The organism is Streptomyces aureocirculatus (assembly GCF_000720475.1).
In the GTDB taxonomy this organism is placed as follows: domain Bacteria; phylum Actinomycetota; class Actinomycetes; order Streptomycetales; family Streptomycetaceae; genus Streptomyces; species Streptomyces aureocirculatus.
In genome coordinates this window covers 20,213-35,884 of the sequence record NZ_JOAP01000063.1, presented here as the reverse complement: position 1 = coordinate 35,884, position 15,672 = coordinate 20,213, and the positions used below count along the sequence as shown (strand labels likewise).

12 protein-coding genes and 1 pseudogene are annotated in these 15,672 nt (G+C 70.5%); 5 read left to right on the top strand and 8 right to left on the bottom strand.

Translation table 11 applies throughout. The features are described 5' to 3' along the window. Positions 1 to 585: 585 nt before the first annotated feature. Positions 586 to 1,206, bottom strand: a pseudogene (locus IG78_RS46845) (TetR/AcrR family transcriptional regulator); the annotation flags it as partial. 305 nt (positions 1,207 to 1,511) lie between these two features. Here IG78_RS46845 and IG78_RS0136830 point away from each other — a divergent pair. From IG78_RS0136830 to IG78_RS0136815, 4 genes are all read left to right on the top strand, one after another. Next, the gene (locus IG78_RS0136830) at positions 1,512 to 2,504 is read left to right on the top strand and encodes a tetratricopeptide repeat protein (RefSeq protein WP_031129732.1); all 993 of its coding nucleotides are present in this window, start codon (positions 1,512 to 1,514) and stop codon (positions 2,502 to 2,504) included. A 638-nt stretch (positions 2,505 to 3,142) separates the two neighbouring features. After that, complete coding sequence (locus IG78_RS0136825) at positions 3,143 to 3,772, top strand: DUF6230 family protein (RefSeq protein ID WP_030572565.1); 630 nt, start codon at positions 3,143 to 3,145, stop codon at positions 3,770 to 3,772. 245 nt (positions 3,773 to 4,017) lie between these two features. Further along, the gene (locus IG78_RS0136820) at positions 4,018 to 4,593 is read left to right on the top strand and encodes a DUF6114 domain-containing protein (RefSeq protein ID WP_030572562.1); all 576 of its coding nucleotides are present in this window, start codon (positions 4,018 to 4,020) and stop codon (positions 4,591 to 4,593) included. Continuing rightward, positions 4,583 to 6,124, top strand: coding sequence for an alanine-zipper protein (locus IG78_RS0136815; protein WP_030572559.1), 1,542 nt, complete (start codon positions 4,583 to 4,585; stop codon positions 6,122 to 6,124). Before IG78_RS0136820 ends, IG78_RS0136815 begins: the two co-directional genes overlap by 11 nt. A gap of 65 nt (positions 6,125 to 6,189) precedes the next feature. On the opposite strand, the gene pyk is transcribed toward IG78_RS0136815, so the two are convergent. The 3 genes from pyk to pta form a co-directional block, all read right to left on the bottom strand. Beyond that, positions 6,190 to 7,620: a pyruvate kinase gene (gene pyk, locus IG78_RS0136810; RefSeq protein WP_030572557.1), complete on the bottom strand. Its 1,431-nt coding sequence runs from the start codon at positions 7,618 to 7,620 to the stop codon at positions 6,190 to 6,192. 73 nt (positions 7,621 to 7,693) lie between these two features. After that, positions 7,694 to 8,902 (bottom strand): acetate kinase, encoded by a 1,209-nt coding sequence (locus tag IG78_RS0136805; RefSeq protein ID WP_030572554.1) that lies wholly within the window; start codon positions 8,900 to 8,902, stop codon positions 7,694 to 7,696. After that, entirely contained in the window at positions 8,899 to 11,001 is a 2,103-nt protein-coding gene (pta, locus tag IG78_RS0136800) for a phosphate acetyltransferase (RefSeq protein ID WP_030572551.1), read from the bottom strand. The genes IG78_RS0136805 and pta overlap by 4 nt, the downstream gene beginning before the upstream one ends. A gap of 212 nt (positions 11,002 to 11,213) precedes the next feature. On the opposite strand from pta, the gene IG78_RS0136795 reads away from it, so the two are divergent. Continuing rightward, positions 11,214 to 12,239: a 6-phosphofructokinase gene (locus tag IG78_RS0136795; protein ID WP_030572548.1), complete on the top strand. Its 1,026-nt coding sequence runs from the start codon at positions 11,214 to 11,216 to the stop codon at positions 12,237 to 12,239. 122 nt (positions 12,240 to 12,361) lie between these two features. On the opposite strand, the gene IG78_RS0136790 is transcribed toward IG78_RS0136795, so the two are convergent. The 4 genes from IG78_RS0136790 to IG78_RS0136775 form a co-directional block, all read right to left on the bottom strand. Next, positions 12,362 to 13,054: a helix-turn-helix domain-containing protein gene (locus IG78_RS0136790; protein ID WP_225882373.1), complete on the bottom strand. Its 693-nt coding sequence runs from the start codon at positions 13,052 to 13,054 to the stop codon at positions 12,362 to 12,364. 191 nt (positions 13,055 to 13,245) lie between these two features. Next, positions 13,246 to 14,121 (bottom strand): hypothetical protein, encoded by an 876-nt coding sequence (locus tag IG78_RS44540; protein WP_157856000.1) that lies wholly within the window; start codon positions 14,119 to 14,121, stop codon positions 13,246 to 13,248. 10 nt (positions 14,122 to 14,131) lie between these two features. Continuing rightward, positions 14,132 to 14,560 (bottom strand): peptidase inhibitor family I36 protein, encoded by a 429-nt coding sequence (locus IG78_RS0136780; RefSeq protein WP_030572541.1) that lies wholly within the window; start codon positions 14,558 to 14,560, stop codon positions 14,132 to 14,134. Between the two features lie 89 nt (positions 14,561 to 14,649). Continuing rightward, on the bottom strand, positions 14,650 to 15,648 hold the full coding sequence (locus IG78_RS0136775) for an AraC-like ligand-binding domain-containing protein (RefSeq protein ID WP_030572539.1): 999 nt from the start codon (positions 15,646 to 15,648) through the stop codon (positions 14,650 to 14,652). Between the last annotated feature and the right edge of the window lie 24 nt (positions 15,649 to 15,672).

The window sequence follows — 15,672 nt, the reverse complement described above, 5'->3', positions numbered from 1 at the left end:
GCTCACCTCCCCTGCGGGGGTCGCCCACCGTTGGCGACTTCCCCTCGCCTCCAGCCCCGCCGCTACCGCGACGGATGCTCCCCACCCGCCCACCCGTAGCCGCCTACCCGGAGGGTGGGCGCTCCCTGCGGGGGTTGCTCGTCGTTGGCGGCTTGCCGGTCGTGTCCTGTGCCGCCGGTGTCGCGACGGATGGTTCCTCACCCGCCCGCCCGTGGCTGCCTGGCTGGGGGTGGGTGCTCCTTGTGGGGGTTGCTCGTCGTTGGCGGCTTGCTGGTCGTGTCCTGTGCCGGGGGCGGGCGGGGGGGGGGGGGGGGGGGGGGGGGGGGGGCTCGCCGTTGGCGGTTTGCCTGGGCGTGGGCTGAGGTGGCGCTGTCGCCGCGAACGGTCCTCGCCCGGTCGTGTCCTGTTCCGCCGCTGCTGCGGGCGGTTGTTCCCGCTGCCTCCCGCTCGGGGAAGCGGCAGCGCCCGCCGAGCAGGAGCTACGGGGAGGCCGCCGACGCCGGGCAACCCCCGCGGGGGGCGTTCACCGTCCCGGTGGGGGTTACGGGTGGGCGGGTGGGAAGCATCCGCCACGGGCCCCCGGCCAGAGACCGCTGCGAGCCCCCCCAGCACCAGCGACGTGAACTGCTCCGCCCACTCCGCGTCCACAGGCTCCGCACTGACCAGAGCACGATGGACGACAGCACCGGCGATCACATCGAAGATGAGATCGGCGGTACGGGCCGCGGCCGCGGTGTCCGGCTCGGCGGGAAGTTCGCCGCGGTCCTGGGCGCGAGCCCGCCCGGCCAGGACGAGCCGCTTCTGGCGGTCGACGATGGACGCGCGGATACGTTCCCGCAGCGGCTCGTCCGTCGTGGACTCCGCGACCACCGCCATCAGCGCCGTCTTCGTCTCGGGCCGCCCGAGCAGCGCCGCGAACTGGAGCACCACACCCTCGATGTCGGTGGCCAGGCTGCCGCTGTCCGGCAGCTCCAACTCGTCGAAGAGCTCGGCGACCGCGTCCACGACGAGTTCGCTCTTGCCCGCCCAGCGCCGGTACAGCGTCGTCTTGGCGACCCCCGCCCGGGTGGCCACGTCGCCCAGGGTGAGCTTGGTCCAGCCGAGGTCGACCAGGGCCTGCCTGGTCGCCTCGAGGATGGCGGTGTCCGCCTCGGTGCTGCGCGGGCGCCCCCCGGCGCGCGTCGACGGTGTGCTGCGGCTCTGCATCCCGCGACCATACCGGCCAGTACGGCGGCCCTGACCAGCACCGAGTGAGGCAGATCACGTCCCCGTCCACGACCCGCCCCGCACCCTCCCAGTTACGCTACGAGCCGTAGCGAAAGCCGCGTGCGACAGCGTGGGCGCCCAGCGCCGACGCCCCAGCGGCAACCACAGTGCGGGGTGGGGACCCCGCGCCTCGCAGGACATCGAACGAAGGACATCGAGCGAACCGGCTCCGTCCGGCAGCCCCGCAATCCGGCGGGAGGTGCGGACGGGCACGGTTCCCGCGCGGCTTGGGGGAGGATGTACTCATGCAGCCACGGAACATGTCCATGAGCGGAGTCGTCGACCTCGCCGCGGTGAAGGCGGCCCAGGAGGCGAAGGCGAAGGCGGAACAAGCCCGCGCCGAAGCGGCCAGGCAGGGCGGCGGCGCGGCCGGTGCCGGAGTGTCGCCCGCGAGCCTCGTCATCGACGTAGACGAGGCGGGATTCGAGCGGGATGTCCTGCAGCGCTCCACCGAAGTGCCCGTCGTCATCGACTTCTGGGCCGAGTGGTGCGAGCCGTGCAAGCAGCTCAGCCCGCTCCTTGAGCGCCTGACGCGGGAGTACAACGGCCGTTTCGTCCTCGCGAAGATCGACGTCGACGCGAACCAGATGCTGATGCAGCAGTTCGGGGTGCAGGGCATCCCGGCCGTCTTCGCGGTGGTCGCGGGCCAGGCCCTGCCGCTCTTCCAGGGCGCGGCCCCCGAGGCGCAGATCCGCGGGACCCTTGACCAGCTCATCCAGGTCGGCGAGGAGCGCTTCGGCCTCACCGGCCTCACCGTCGACCCGAACGCCGCCGACGCGGCGGACAGCGGCCCCGCCGCCGAGACCGCCGCCCCCGCCGGGCCGTACGACGCCCTCCTCGAAGCGGCCGTCCAGGCCCTCGACGCGGGCGACTTGGCCGGCGCGGTCCAGGCGTACAAGAACGTACTGAGCGACGACCCCGGCAACACCGAGGCCAAGCTCGGCCTCTCCCAGGCCGAACTGCTTCAGCGGGTGCAGGGTCTTGACCCGGCCGCCGTCCGCAAGGACGCCGCCGAGAAGCCCGGTGACGTCGGCGCCCAGATCGCGGCGGCCGACCTCGACCTGGTCGGCGGCCACGTCGAGGACGCCTTCGGGCGGCTCGTCGAGACGGTCCGGCGCACCGTCGGCGACGACCGGGACGCCGCCCGGCTGCGCCTCCTCGAACTCTTCGAGGTGGTGGGCGCGGACGACCCGCGCGTGGCCGCGGCGCGCACGGCGCTCGCGAGGGTGCTTTTCTGAGGTTTTCTGCGGGGTCGCGCGCTCTCGTACCCCGCACCCCTGAGGCATAAGTGAACAGCTTGCCCAAGCAGCATCACAGTGGCCGCGTTTTGCCAAAACTTGGCAAACGTGGCCACTGTTACTTGGAGTAAGAGCAGAGTGCCGATCTGTCCGACTCTGCACATCAATCGCCCGATCTTGTCCGACTGTTGAAGACACCGTCTGTTGCTGATCGATGCCGGGCGGTCGTCGGCCGGTTATCCACCCGTTACCAGCGAGTAATGAACCCCCTTGTGCGGGCGCCGAGAATGCACCACGATCGGCCACGCTCGGTCCATTGCCCGCAGCCCGACAGCCATTCGGGAGACGGAACTTCTGGGTCCCCACCGAGCAGGCCGGCGGCACCGTCGCCGGTCTGGGACAGGGGGGTCTCTGCCGCTCCCGGCAGGGCCTGTCCAGCAAGGTTGTGCGTGATGCGTCAGGCGCGACCAGTGGTTGTCGCTCGGGGGTGATCGCCGGTGATCGAGGCGCACAGTGCGTCCTTCCGCACGGGCGCTCTCCTTACCGAGGACGTAGCACTTCTCCCATCCCCGCCCGGCTGAACAGCCCTTGAGGGAGCGGCCAGGGCCGGAGATGTACGTCCGAGAAGGAGGAAAGTCATGGAGTCCGTGGCTCGTGGCGGAACCAGATGGAAGCGGTTCGCCGTGGTCATGGTGCCGAGCGTCGCGGCGACTGCCGCGATAGGCGTGGCCCTCGCGCAGGGCGCGCTCGCGGCATCGTTCAGTGTTTCAGGTCAACAGTTCAAGGTGACCGCAAAGCAACTCGACGGCAAGGGATTCGTCCAGTACGGGGCGATGGATGAAGGCAAGTCGGGTAAGCACCCGGTCACCGTCGTCGGCATGGACTCGGCCCACATCACCAACTTGTGCCAGTCCGTGGTCGTCCCGGTCCCGGTCTTCGGCGATGTGTCGATGAAGCTGACGGCCGGTGGCAAGGGCTCCCCGCGTGTCTACGCGAAGAAGCTCTTCATCGACGCCGACGACCTGAGGGCCAACGCGACGTTCACCAACATCGACATCGGTGTCTCGGTGGACCGTACGACGAAGGGGCCCGGCCCGAACCCGCAGGACAAGCCGGGCAAGCAGTACGTCCCGGACTCGTTCGCCCAGCAGGCCGACAAGGTGCGCTTCACCGACGTCAAGCAGCGCGCCTGGGCGACGAGCGCGGGCACCTTCAAGCTCTCCGGCCTGCACATGGCGGTCAAGAAGGGCAAGCACGAGTGCTACTGAGGCAGTAGCGGCCCCGGTCACACCGATGCGAACTCAACTGCTTCGTTTCGTCTTCGATCGAGGCCGTCGTTGAGGCCGTGCCAGCGGCCATTGCTGTCCTGAGCCGCACTTGTTGTGCCGAACGGCCGGGCGCGGGGGCGCCTTTACATCTGTACGTCTTCACACCTGTACATCGTGAACCAGTCGTCCCCGTGCCCGAATCCGCATACACAGAACCAAACGCCATACCCGAGGAGCTGTACGACATGAGCGCCGAAGCGCAAGTGGGCCTTGGCAACAGGCTTGGCCGGATGCGCCGATCGTTCCGAGGGTGGCGCGGTCAGCGCCCGTTCTGGGGAGGCCTGCTGACTCTGCTCGGCGGCATCCCGATCATGTACTTCCCGTACGCGAACCTCACACTGGGCACGATGACCATCCGGATGGCGACCACCGCCGGCGCCGGATCGCTGATCATCGGTGTGCTGCTGGTCGTGCTCGGCCTGACCATGTGGTTCCAGCCGCAGTCCCGCGTGTTCGCGGGCGTCGCGGCGATCCTGCTCGCCCTGGTCTCCCTCGTGGTGTCCAACTTCGGCGGCTTCGTCATGGGCTTCCTGCTCGCCCTCATCGGCGGCGCGCTCGGCGTCTCCTGGATGCCGACGAGGCTGGAGAAGCGGTCGAAGCGGCGCGCGAAGGCTCCGGACGCCGGAGACCACGACGGGGCTCCCGAGTCCGCGGCCGCGGGGGCCGCGAACGGGACCGTGCCGGTGGCGGGCGGTGCAACCGATGACTTGTCAGGATCGAGCCCGACGAACGGGACGAACGGGAGGCACCGTGCCGGCTGACGAGGTGCACCGCGGGACTGATGCGGCCAGGTCCCGCGCGAGAACGGGGCCGCGCCACGCGGCCCCGAAGAAGCCGCTGCTGACCCGGCTGCAGATGCCCGCGGGCAAGGCCATCGCGCTCGCGGCGATGCCGACCGCCGTGCTGATGGGCATGGGCCTGACGCCGCAGCTCGCGCAGGCCAAGCCGGGCATCCCCAAGAACCCCTTCCGGGACGGCCCGTGCGTGACCGCGCCCGACGAGCAGTCCAAGGCCACGGAAGATGCCGAGCGGGACGCCAAGGAAAAGGCCGCGAAGAAGGCCGAGGAGAAGGCGGAGGCCGCGCGCAAGAAGGCGGACGAGGCCAAGAAGAAGGCCGACCGCGCCGAAGACTCCGAAGATTCCGAAGATTCCGACGACTCGAAGGCTTCCGAGCGTTCCGAGACCTCCGAGGGCTCCAAGGACGAGGGCGGGCCCCGCTCCAAGCCGTCCGGCGGTACGTACGGCGACTCCGGCAAGCACGAGAACGCCGAGGACGCCAAGGACGGCAAGGCCGACGAGGCCGACGAGGCCGCCGAGGACAAGGACTCGGACGAGGACTCGGCCAAGGAGCCCGCCCCCGCCGGGACCAGGAACCCCCTGGACCCGCTGGGCGTCGGCGACGCCATCAAGGACGTCCTCACGCCGGACGAGAAGGAGTCGGCCCGCCCCGGGGCGCCGAAGTCGCAGGCCGACACCGACGACGAGGCCGACAACTCCAAGGACTCCACGAACGCCCAGGACTCCGACGACTCCGACAACTCCAAGGGCAAGGTCACAGACAAGGTCACCAAGCCCGTCGACGACACCCTCGGCAAGGTGAAGGACGGCCTGAAGGACGGCCTGAAGGACGCCACGGACAAGGCCGTCGACAAGGCGGAGGAAGCCGCCGAGAAGGCCGAGAAGGCCGAGAAGGCAGCGGAGAAGGCCAAGGACGAGGCCGACCCCGGCTCCGACTCCGACTCCGACGCCGAGGACTCCGAGAACTCCGAGGACGCCAAGGACCCCATGGCACCGGACGAGGACGGCAAGAAGCCGTTCCCGTGCGTGGTGGAGAAGAAGGTCGACGGGGACGACGAACAGTCACCCGCGCCGATCCCGAACCAGCCGTGGCACCTGGAGGCCAGTTCGCTGCTCCTGAAGGGCGCGGACTACAAGGGCGTCGTGAACCTGAAGATGCCCGACGGCCGGACCAAGCAGGCGCTGAAGTACATCATCAGCGGCGGTACGGACATCGGTGACCTGCACCAGATCGTCGATGGACCGGGTGGCAAGAAGTACCACGTCGAGGCCGCCAAGGGCTCGATGTCCACGATCCGCAACGGCGACACGACGATGTACACGGAGCGGATCTCCGGCAACCTCTTCGGCCTGATCCCGATCACCTTCGACCCGGAGCACCCGCCACCGCTGAACCTGCCGCTGATCTATTTCACGAACGTGAAGGTCCAGCAGGCGGGCCAGTTCGGCGGCGACCTCACCATCCCCGGCCTCCACCAGTCGATCACCGACTGACCCGTACAGCACTGAGGGCGCCCCCTGGATCAACAGGGGGCGCCCTCGGCGGGTGTCAGGCTGCGTCAGTCGCGTTCGCCGCCGCCCAGGTGGTGCACCCGGACCATGTTCGTCGTACCGGGGATGCCGGGGGGCGAGCCCGCGGTGATGATCATGGTGTCGCCCTCGTTGTAGCGCTGGAGCTTGAGGACCTCGGCGTCGACCAGTTCGACCATGGCGTCGGTGTTGTCCACGTGCGGGACGACGTAGGTCTCCACGCCCCAGCTCAGGGCGAGCTGGTTGCGGGTGCTCGCGTCCGTGGTGAAGGCGAGGATCGGCTGGGCCGCGCGGTAGCGGGACAGGCGGCGGGCCGTGTCGCCGGACTTGGTGAAGGCGACCAGGGCCTTGCCGTCGAGGAAGTCGGCGATCTCGGCGGCGGCGCGGGCCACCGAACCGCCCTGCGTGCGCGGCTTCTTGCCGGGGACCAGGGGCTGGAGGCCCTTGGAGAGCAGCTCCTCCTCGGCCGCGGTGACGATCTTCGACATCGTCTTGACGGTCTCGATCGGGTACGCGCCCACGCTGGACTCGGCCGACAGCATCACCGCGTCCGCGCCGTCCAGGATCGCGTTGGCGACGTCGGACGCCTCGGCGCGCGTGGGGCGGGAGTTGGTGATCATCGACTCCATCATCTGGGTCGCGACGATCACCGGCTTGGCGTTGCGGCGGCACATCTCCACGAGGCGCTTCTGCACCATCGGGACCTTTTCGAGGGGGTATTCGACGGCCAGGTCGCCGCGGGCGACCATCACGCCGTCGAAGGCCGCGACGACGGCCTCCATGTTCGCCACCGCCTGCGGCTTCTCCACCTTGGCGATGACGGGGACCCGGCGGCCCTCCTCGTCCATGATCTTGTGGACGTCCTTGACGTCGTTCGCGTCCCGCACGAAGGAGAGGGCCACCAGGTCGCAGCCCATCTTCAGGGCGAAGCGCAGGTCCTCGATGTCCTTCTCGGACAGGGCGGGGACGTTCACGGCCGCGCCGGGCAGGTTGATGCCCTTGTGGTCCGAGATGACGCCGCCCTCGATGACGATCGTCCGCACGCGCGGGCCCTCGATGCCCGTCACCTTCAGCTCGACGTTGCCGTCGTTGATCAGGACCGGGTCGCCCTTGCTCACATCACCGGGCAGGCCCTTGTAGGTGGTGCCGCAGATCGACTTGTCGCCGGGCACGTCCTCGGTGGTGATGACGAACTCGTCACCGCGCACCAGCTCGACGGGGCCCTCGGCGAAGGTCTCCAGGCGGATCTTGGGGCCCTGCAGGTCGGCGAGGACGCCGATCGCGCGGCCCGTCCGCTCGGCCGCGGCACGGACCCGGTCGTACCGGCCCTGGTGCTCGGCGTGCGTGCCGTGGCTGAAGTTGAAGCGGGCCACGTTCATGCCGGCCTCGATCAGCGAGACGAGCTGCTCTTCGGTGTCGACGGCGGGGCCCAGCGTGCAGACGATTTTGGAACGGCGCATGGGGCGATCCTATCGGTTTGTTTCGCTACGGAATATTCCGTCTGGTGGAATCCACAAATGGGCGAGCCGGTGCTCAGTTGCTCTTTCCGGCCAGTGCATAAGTCTGCGTCGCGATTTCCAGTTCTTCGTCGGTCGGCACAACGGCGACCTTGACGCGCGCGTACTCCGGCGAGATCAGCCGCGGCTCGTCGCTGCGAACGCAGTTGAGGTCGCCGTCCACCGCGAGGCCCAGCTCCTCCAGGCCCGCCACGGCGGCCTCGCGCACGGGCGCCGCGTTCTCGCCGACCCCCGCCGTGAAGGCGATGGCGTCCACGCGGCCGAGTACCGCGTAGTAACCGCCGATGTACTTCTTCAGGCGGTGGATGTAGATGTCGAAGGCCAGTCGTGCCTGTTCGTCGCCTTCGTCGATCCGGCGCCGGATCTCCCGCATGTCGTTGTCGCCGCACAGACCGATCAGACCGCTCTTCTTGTTGAGAAGAGTGTCGATCTCGTCGATGGACAGACCGCCGACGCGTGCCAAATGGAAAATGACCGCCGGGTCCAGGTCTCCTGAGCGCGTACCCATCACGAGCCCCTCCAAAGGCGTCAGGCCCATGGAGGTGTCCACGCAGCGGCCGCCCCGCACGGCGGAGGCGGAGGCCCCGTTGCCGAGGTGCAGCACGATCACGTTCACGTCCTCGGGGGCCTTGCCGAGCAGCTTCGCGGTCGCCCGCGACACGTACGCGTGTGAGGTCCCGTGGAAGCCGTACCGGCGCACGCGGTGCTCGTCGGCGGTGGCCACGTCGATCGCGTAGCGGGCGGCCGACTCCGGCATCGTCGTGTGGAAGGCGGTGTCGAAGACGGCGACCTGCGGCAGGTCGGGCCGCAGTGCCCGCGCCGTACGGATGCCGGTGATGTTGGCGGGGTTGTGCAGCGGGGCCACCGGCACCAGGCGCTCGATCTCGGCGAGCACCGCGTCGTCGATGACCGTGGGCTCGGTGAACTTCAGGCCGCCGTGCACGACCCGGTGGCCGATCGCGGCCAGCTCGGGGGAGTCCAGGCCGAGCCCGTCGGCGGCCAGTTCCTTGGCCACGGCCTTCAGCGCGGCCTCGTGGTCGGCGATCGGGCCGGTGCGCTCGCGCTCGGCGCCGCCCGTCAGCGGGGTGTGCTTGAGCCGGGAGGTCTCCTCACCGATGCGCTCGACGAGGCCCGTCGCGAGGCGGCTGCTGTCACGCATGTCGAGCAACTGGTACTTCACCGACGACGAGCCGGAGTTGAGGACGAGGACACGGGTCGAGCTCACTGGGGGGTTGCCTTCTCGTTCGGGGACTGGGCGGGGGTCTGGGCCTGGATCGCCGTGATGGCGACCGTGTTCACGATGTCCTGGACGAGTGCCCCGCGGGACAGGTCGTTCACAGGCTTGCGCAGGCCCTGGAGCACCGGGCCGACGGCGATCGCGCCCGCCGAGCGCTGCACGGCCTTGTACGTGTTGTTGCCGGTGTTCAGGTCGGGGAAGATCAGCACGCTGGCCTGGCCCGCGACGTCGGAGCCCGGCAGCTTGGTGGCCGCGACGGACGGCTCGACGGCCGCGTCGTACTGGATCGGGCCCTCGATCTTCAGGTCCGCGTGCCGCGACCGCACCAGCTCGGTGGCCTCGCGGACCTTGTCGACGTCCGCGCCGGAGCCCGAGGTGCCGGTGGAGTACGACAGCATCGCGATCCGCGGCTCGACGCCGAACTGCGCCGCCGTGGCCGCCGACTGGACGGCGATGTCCGCGAGCTGCTCGGCGTTCGGGTCGGGGTTGACCGCGCAGTCGCCGTACACGAGGACCTTGTCGGCCAGGCACATGAAGAAGACGGACGACACGATCGACGCGTCCGGCTTGGTCTTGATGATCTCGAAGGCCGGGCGGATCGTCGCCGCCGTGGAGTGCACGGAGCCCGACACCATGCCGTCGGCCAGGCCGCGCTGCACCATCAGCGTGCCGAAGTAGTTCACGTCCGCCACCACGTCGTGCGCGAGCTCCACCGTCACGCCCTTGTGGGCGCGCAGGCGCGCGTACTCCTCGGCGAAGCCCTGCCGGAGCTCCGACGTCACCGGGTCGGTGAGCTGGGCGTCCTTCAGGTCGATGCCGAGGTCGGCGGCCTTCTTGCGGATGGCCTCCGCCGGGCCGAGCAGCGTCAGGTCGCACACCCCGCGGCGCAGCAGCACATCGGCGGCGCGCAGCACGCGCTCCTCGGTGCCCTCGGGCAGCACGACGCGGCGCCGGTCGGCGCGGGCCCGCTCCAGGAGCTTGTGCTCGAACATCATCGGCGTGAGCCGGTCGCTGGCGAGGACCGAGAGGCGCCCGAGCAGGTCCGCGGTGTCGGTGTACCGCTCGAAGAGGCCGAGCGCGGTCTCCGCCTTGCGGGGCGTCGCCGCGTTCAGCTTGCCCTCCAGGGCGAACAGCTCGGCCGCCGTCGGGAAGGAGCCGCCGGCCACCGCGACGACCGGCGTGCCGGGCGCGAGCCGGTCCGCGAGGCGCAGGATCTCCGGGCCCGGCTGCTCGTTCAGGGTCAGCAGGACGCCCGCGATGGGCGGCGTCCCCGCGCTGTGCGCGGCCAGGGCGCCCACCACCAGGTCGGCGCGGTCCCCGGGGGTCACGACCAGGCAGCCGGGGGTCAGGGCGTTCAGGAAGTTCGGCAGCATGGCGCCGCCGAAGACGAAGTCCAGGGCGTCACGTGCCAGGCCCGAGTCGTCGCCGAGGAGCACCCTGCCGCCGAGGGCGTGGGTGATCTGGGCGACGGTCGGCGCCGACAGGGCGGCCTCGTCCGGCAGGACGTAGCAGGGCACGGGCAGGTCGGCCGCCAGGCTCTCCTGTATCGCGTCACGGTCGGCGGGCGCCACCCGGTTGGTCACCACCGCGAGGACGTCGCAGCCCAGGGACTCGTACGCGCGGTAGGCGTTGCGGGTCTCGGCGCGCACCGAGTCGGTCGGCTGGTTCTTGCCGCCGACCACGGGCAGGACCGAGGCGCCGAACTCGTTCGCGAGCCGCGCGTTCAGCGACAGCTCGTCCGGGAGCTGGGTGGCGGCGAAGTCGGTGCCGAGTACAAGGACCACGTCGTACGCGCGCCCGACGGCGTGGAAACGGTCGACGAGCCGGGACACCAGCTCGTCGGTGCCCTGCTCGGCCTGGAGCGTGGACGCCTCGTGGTAGTCCATGCCGTACACGGTCGCCGGGTCCTGCGAGAGCCGGTACCTGGCGCGCAGCAGTTCGAAGAGACGGTCGGGTCCGTCGTGGACCAGGGGCCGGAACACGCCCACGCGGTCCACCTGGCGGGTCAGGAGCTCCATGACTCCCAGCTCGACGACCTGTCGGCCGTCGCCCCGGTCGATCCCGGTCACGTACACGCTGCGCGTCACGCGTGCTCTCCGTTTCTTCGCTGGTCTCGTCTGTCCTCGGCGTCTGTCCCGACGGAGCCGGAAAAACACCCGATATTGTTGGCCGTGCCCTCTTGACAATACCTCCGTGGCTGGATAAGCCGCCCGCCGGACAAGAGGCGGCGGCCCTCTCGGGGCCGTGGAACAATCGGATCGGCTCACAAGTATCAGCAGCGAGCAGGAGACACAGCGCGATGCGTATCGGAATTCTCACCGCGGGCGGCGACTGCCCGGGCCTCAACGCAGTGATCCGGTCGGTCGTGCACCGCGCCGTGACGCACCACGGTGACGAGGTCATCGGCTTCGAGGACGGATACGCGGGCCTCCTCGACGGGCGCTACCGCGCCCTCGACCTGAACGCGGTCAGCGGCATCCTGGCCCGTGGCGGCACGATCCTCGGCTCCTCCCGCCTTGAGCGCGCCCGCTTCCGCGCCGCCTGCGACAACGCCAAGGACCTCATCGAGAAGAGCGGCTTCGACGCGCTCATCCCGATCGGCGGCGAGGGCACACTCACCGCGGCGCGGATGCTGTCGGACGCGGGTGTGCCGGTCGTCGGCGTGCCGAAGACCATCGACAACGACATCTCCTCCACCGACCGCACCTTCGGCTTCGACACCGCCGTCGGTGTCGCCACCGAGGCGATGGACCGCCTGAAGACCACCGCCGAGTCGCACCAGCGCGTCATGGTCGTCGAGGTCATGGGCCGGCACGCGGGCTGGATCGCCCTGGAGTCCGGCATGGCGGGCGGCGCCCACGGCATCTGTCTGCCCGAGCGGCCCTTCGACCCGGCCGACCTGGTCAAGCTGATCGAGGAGCGGTTCGCGCGCGGCAAGAAGTTCGCCGTCATCTGCGTCGCCGAGGGCGCCCACCCCGCCGACGGCACCATGAACTACGGCAAGGGCGCCATCGACCAGTTCGGCCACGAGCGCTTCCAGGGCATCGGTACGGCACTCGCGTACGAGCTGGAGAGCCGTCTCGGCAAGGAGGCCAAGCCGGTCATCCTCGGCCATGTCCAGCGCGGGGGGACGCCGACGGCGTACGACCGGGTGCTTGCCACCCGGTTCGGGTGGCACGCCGTGGAGGCCGCGCATCGCGGGGACTTCGGGAACATGACCGCGCTGCGGGGTACGGACATCGTCATGGTCCCGCTTGCGGAGGCGACCACCGAGCTCAAGACGGTCCCCAAGGACCGTATCGATGAGGCTGAGTCGGTCTTCTAGGGCTCCTGGGCGATTTCCCGTGCGGGGCGGTGGGGGGTTGTCGCCCTGCGGGCTCGTCCTCAAGTGCCGGACGGGCTGAACCGCATCGCGCTTGCGCGCTCGTCCTCAAGCGCCGGACGGGCTCAACGTGTCGGCAGCAGGGGCCAGAAGTGGTCCAGGATGCGGGTCAGGAAGTCTCGGCCCGCGTGGCCCGAGGCGTCCGCGCCTGCGCCGCCGCCCCAGCTCAGGGTGCGCACCATCCGGGACTGGTACTCCTCGTGGAGGCGCCGCAGCGGGGCCTCCAGGTCGCGTTTCTCCAGGGCGAGGAGTTTGCTGACCGGGCGTACCTGGCCCTGCCAGCGGCTCTGTACGGCGCTGCGCAGCAGGTCCGCCAGTTCGTCGGCGCGGCCCGTCACCGTGACGAAGTCGGGGAGTGAGAGGGCGAGGGTGCGCGCGAGGGCCGCGGACTGGCGGTCGGTGCCGTGCCACCGGTCCGTCTCCTCCATGTGCAGATACGCCTGGATCTCCACGCCCGCGCCGCGCGCCACGTCCTCGGGGGCGAGGCCGCGCGCGAGGCGGTGCTCGCGCAGGGTCGTGGGGGCGCCCATGAGTTCGCCGGGCGAGCACCACAGCGTGGCGGCGAGCGCGGTGAGTTCGGCGGCGTCCGGGGTGGCGAGGCCGCGCTCCCAAGAATTGATCGTGTCCGGGGTGACATGGGAGAGGCCGTAGCTCGCCCGCATGCCGTAGGCGACGTGGCCAGGCGCCATCCCCAATGCTTCACGGAGGCGGCGCGCGGCGGGGAAGTTGAAGGGGGGTGTGGGCTGGCTGGGTCGCACGGGCACACGGTATGGGTGTGGCGACGGCGCGACTACGGTGTGTTCACACGAGGCTTGCGCTAGTAGGAAGCCACATCCACCGAAGCGCCCCATCGTGCGCCCCCGTGCCGCCCGGGGCCCGCGCCGAGCCCGGACCGGCGCCGCGAAGGCCCGGCTCCCGCCCACAGGTCGAGGCGGGCGGGAGCCGGGGGTCAGGAAAGGACGCGTTCGGCGTTGGCGCGACGAACCGCGTTCGCCCTGAGGACCGCGGCGAGCTGCGGGCCGTGGCCCTGCATCAGGCGGCGCTGCTCCGCCGCCTCGGCCCGCGCCCACACGCGTACCAGTGACACCTTCTCCTTGCAGGTGACGTCCGCGAGTGCCACATCCCGTTCGTGGCGCCGTACGCCCGCGGTACCGGCGTTCCAGCGCGTGCTCCGCTCGGCGGCCTCGGGGCTCGGGTAGCGGTGGCCCCGCTCGCGCATACAGGCGCTCCACGCCTTCTCGGCGGCGCGTACGCCGGGCGCCCGCGCGGAGTTCTCCATGGCTTGCGCGCCGAGCCTGAAGACCAGCAGGCTCTGCTGTTGCTGCCGCTGCCGGTCAACACCCCGCTGGAGCACGGCGATCGCCTGCTCCTGGCACCCGGGGTGGTTCCTGTCGCCGTCCAGAGCCGCCTCCTGCCGTGCCGTCAGTTCGTCGAGGAAGTAGTGGTTGCGGCGTGCGCGCGCCGGGTCCTCGGGTACGCGGTAGCCGGATCTGCGGGCGTCGTCCGCGTCGGTGAGGCCGTACCGGCCCTGTGCCGGGTCGGCGTCCGCGCGAGCGACCGGCGGTGGGCTCCACGGCACACCGCGCCGCTTCATGCAGGCGCGCACCAGCCGGTCCTCGGCCAGGCTCATCCTGAGGCCGAGGCCGTCGTGGCCGTCGGAGTACCGGTCGAGCGGCAGCGGCCCCCGGTCCGCTGCCGCTCCCCGGAACGCCCCGCCGCGCCCGTCCCTGTCACCGGCACCGGAACCGCATGCGGTGAGGGCGAGGGCCAGGCACAGCAGGGCGGCTCCTCGCCGCGCCGACACGGGAAGGACGTGTCGTCTCACGGCGGAGGTCTCAGCACTCGTACTTGTGCGAGCTGGCGCGGTTGTCGCCGACGCGGGTGTCCCCCAGCGAGCCCTTCTTCTCCCCGCGGGCCAGGAGCAGGCTGGCTCCTCCGTGGTTGATGTGCTGATAGAGCCTGACCTTGCAACGCGCCTTGTTGTGCACGGAGCTTGCCTCGTTGTCGAGGATGTCGACGAGGTCGTGGGGCGGCACCCTCTTGTCGCGCCACTCGTTGTTGTTGTAGTTCTTGTCGGTCCCGTTCCACTGGGCGAAGCCGTAGGTGTTCCAGCCCCCTTGGTTGAACTGGGGGTTCTCCCACAGGCAGAACTCCCCGTTGTCGCAGGAGAACGCGTCCGCGGAGGCCGTGGTCACACCCGTCAGCGTGCTCGTCCCGAGGACGATCCCGGCGATGAGCGCCCAGCTCTTCTTTTTGCGCAGCAAGTCGATACCCCTCGTTGTGTCCCGTTCCCCCCGGCCGTCTCGTCCGGGGCGGTCGACTCCCACTCTGCCGAGCGGGCGCCGCCGTGTCCTTAGCTGTCGGTGGCCGCTTCCTGCGCAGCGCGTGCACGGAAGTCCCGGGGGGGCATCCCGTACGCGGCCCGGAAGGCGCGGCTGAAGTCGGCGGGGCGCACCAGGCCCCAGCGCGCGGCGACCGCGTGGATGGGCAGCGCGCCCAGCGCCGGATCGGCGAGGTCGCGGCGCACCCGCTCCAGGCGCCTGGCCCTGATCCAGGCTGCGACCGTGGTCTCCTCGCCCCGGAAGAGGCGGTGCAGATGGCTGAGCGAGATGTGGTGGGCGGCCGCGACGGCGCCGGGGCTCAGTCCGGGGTCGTGCAGATGGCGGCTGAGGTGGTCCTTGACGCGCAGTACGAGGGTGCGGTGCCGGACGTCGCGGGCCACGGCCGAGTCCGTGTCCAGGGCGTGACACAGCAGCGCGGTGACGAGGTCGACGAAGACGCGCTCCAGGCGCGGCGCGTCGGAGGGAGAGAAGGACGCGGTGTCGGCGAGGAGTTGACCGAGGAACGTGCCGAGCAGGGCGCCGGGGCCGGAGCGGTGGCTGAGCCGCCGGCCGGCGAACGCCTCGGTGATGTCCCCCGCGGGCAGCGGCAGCAGCTCTTTGGGCACGAACACACAGGTGCCCGTGGCCTGCCCGGGTCCCGCGTCGGGCGTCGCCGTCATCCGGGCGGGGTGTGAGGTGTCCTGGACGACGACGTCGCCCGGACGGTGGCGGTACGTGCCGTGGGGCGAGGTCACGTCCACGGTGCCGCTGTGCGGCAGCGACAGATGGAGCAGTCCCGGGTCGGAGCGCCGGATCAGCTCCGGCGTGCGGCGCAGTGTCAGCGCCGGGTGCGCCACCGTGAGGAGCTGAACGGCGCCGAAGCCGATCAGGCGCTGGGCGGCGGTGAAGTCGGTGGTGTCCTCACAGGTCAGTTCCGTGGGGACGTACGTCTGGGACAGATGGTCCCGCCAGCGGTCGAAGCGGTCGGCCGCGGGCAGGTCCGCGGTGTGCAGCAGTGTGTCGGCGAGCATGTGGGCCCCCGTGAGCTCAGGTGT

Bases quoted from the DNA above. Each gene is read 5' to 3' on its own strand.
- pyk (WP_030572557.1), bottom strand. From the start codon at position 7,620: ATGCGCCGTTCCAAAATCGTCTGCACGCTGGGCCCCGCCGTCGACACC.
- IG78_RS0136820 (WP_030572562.1), top strand. From the start codon at position 4,018: ATGAGCGCCGAAGCGCAAGTGGGCCTTGGCAACAGGCTTGGCCGGATG.
- IG78_RS0136825 (WP_030572565.1), top strand. From the start codon at position 3,143: ATGGAGTCCGTGGCTCGTGGCGGAACCAGATGGAAGCGGTTCGCCGTG.
- IG78_RS0136795 (WP_030572548.1), top strand. From the start codon at position 11,214: ATGCGTATCGGAATTCTCACCGCGGGCGGCGACTGCCCGGGCCTCAAC.
- IG78_RS0136830 (WP_031129732.1), top strand. From the start codon at position 1,512: ATGCAGCCACGGAACATGTCCATGAGCGGAGTCGTCGACCTCGCCGCG.
- IG78_RS0136775 (WP_030572539.1), bottom strand. From the start codon at position 15,648: ATGCTCGCCGACACACTGCTGCACACCGCGGACCTGCCCGCGGCCGAC.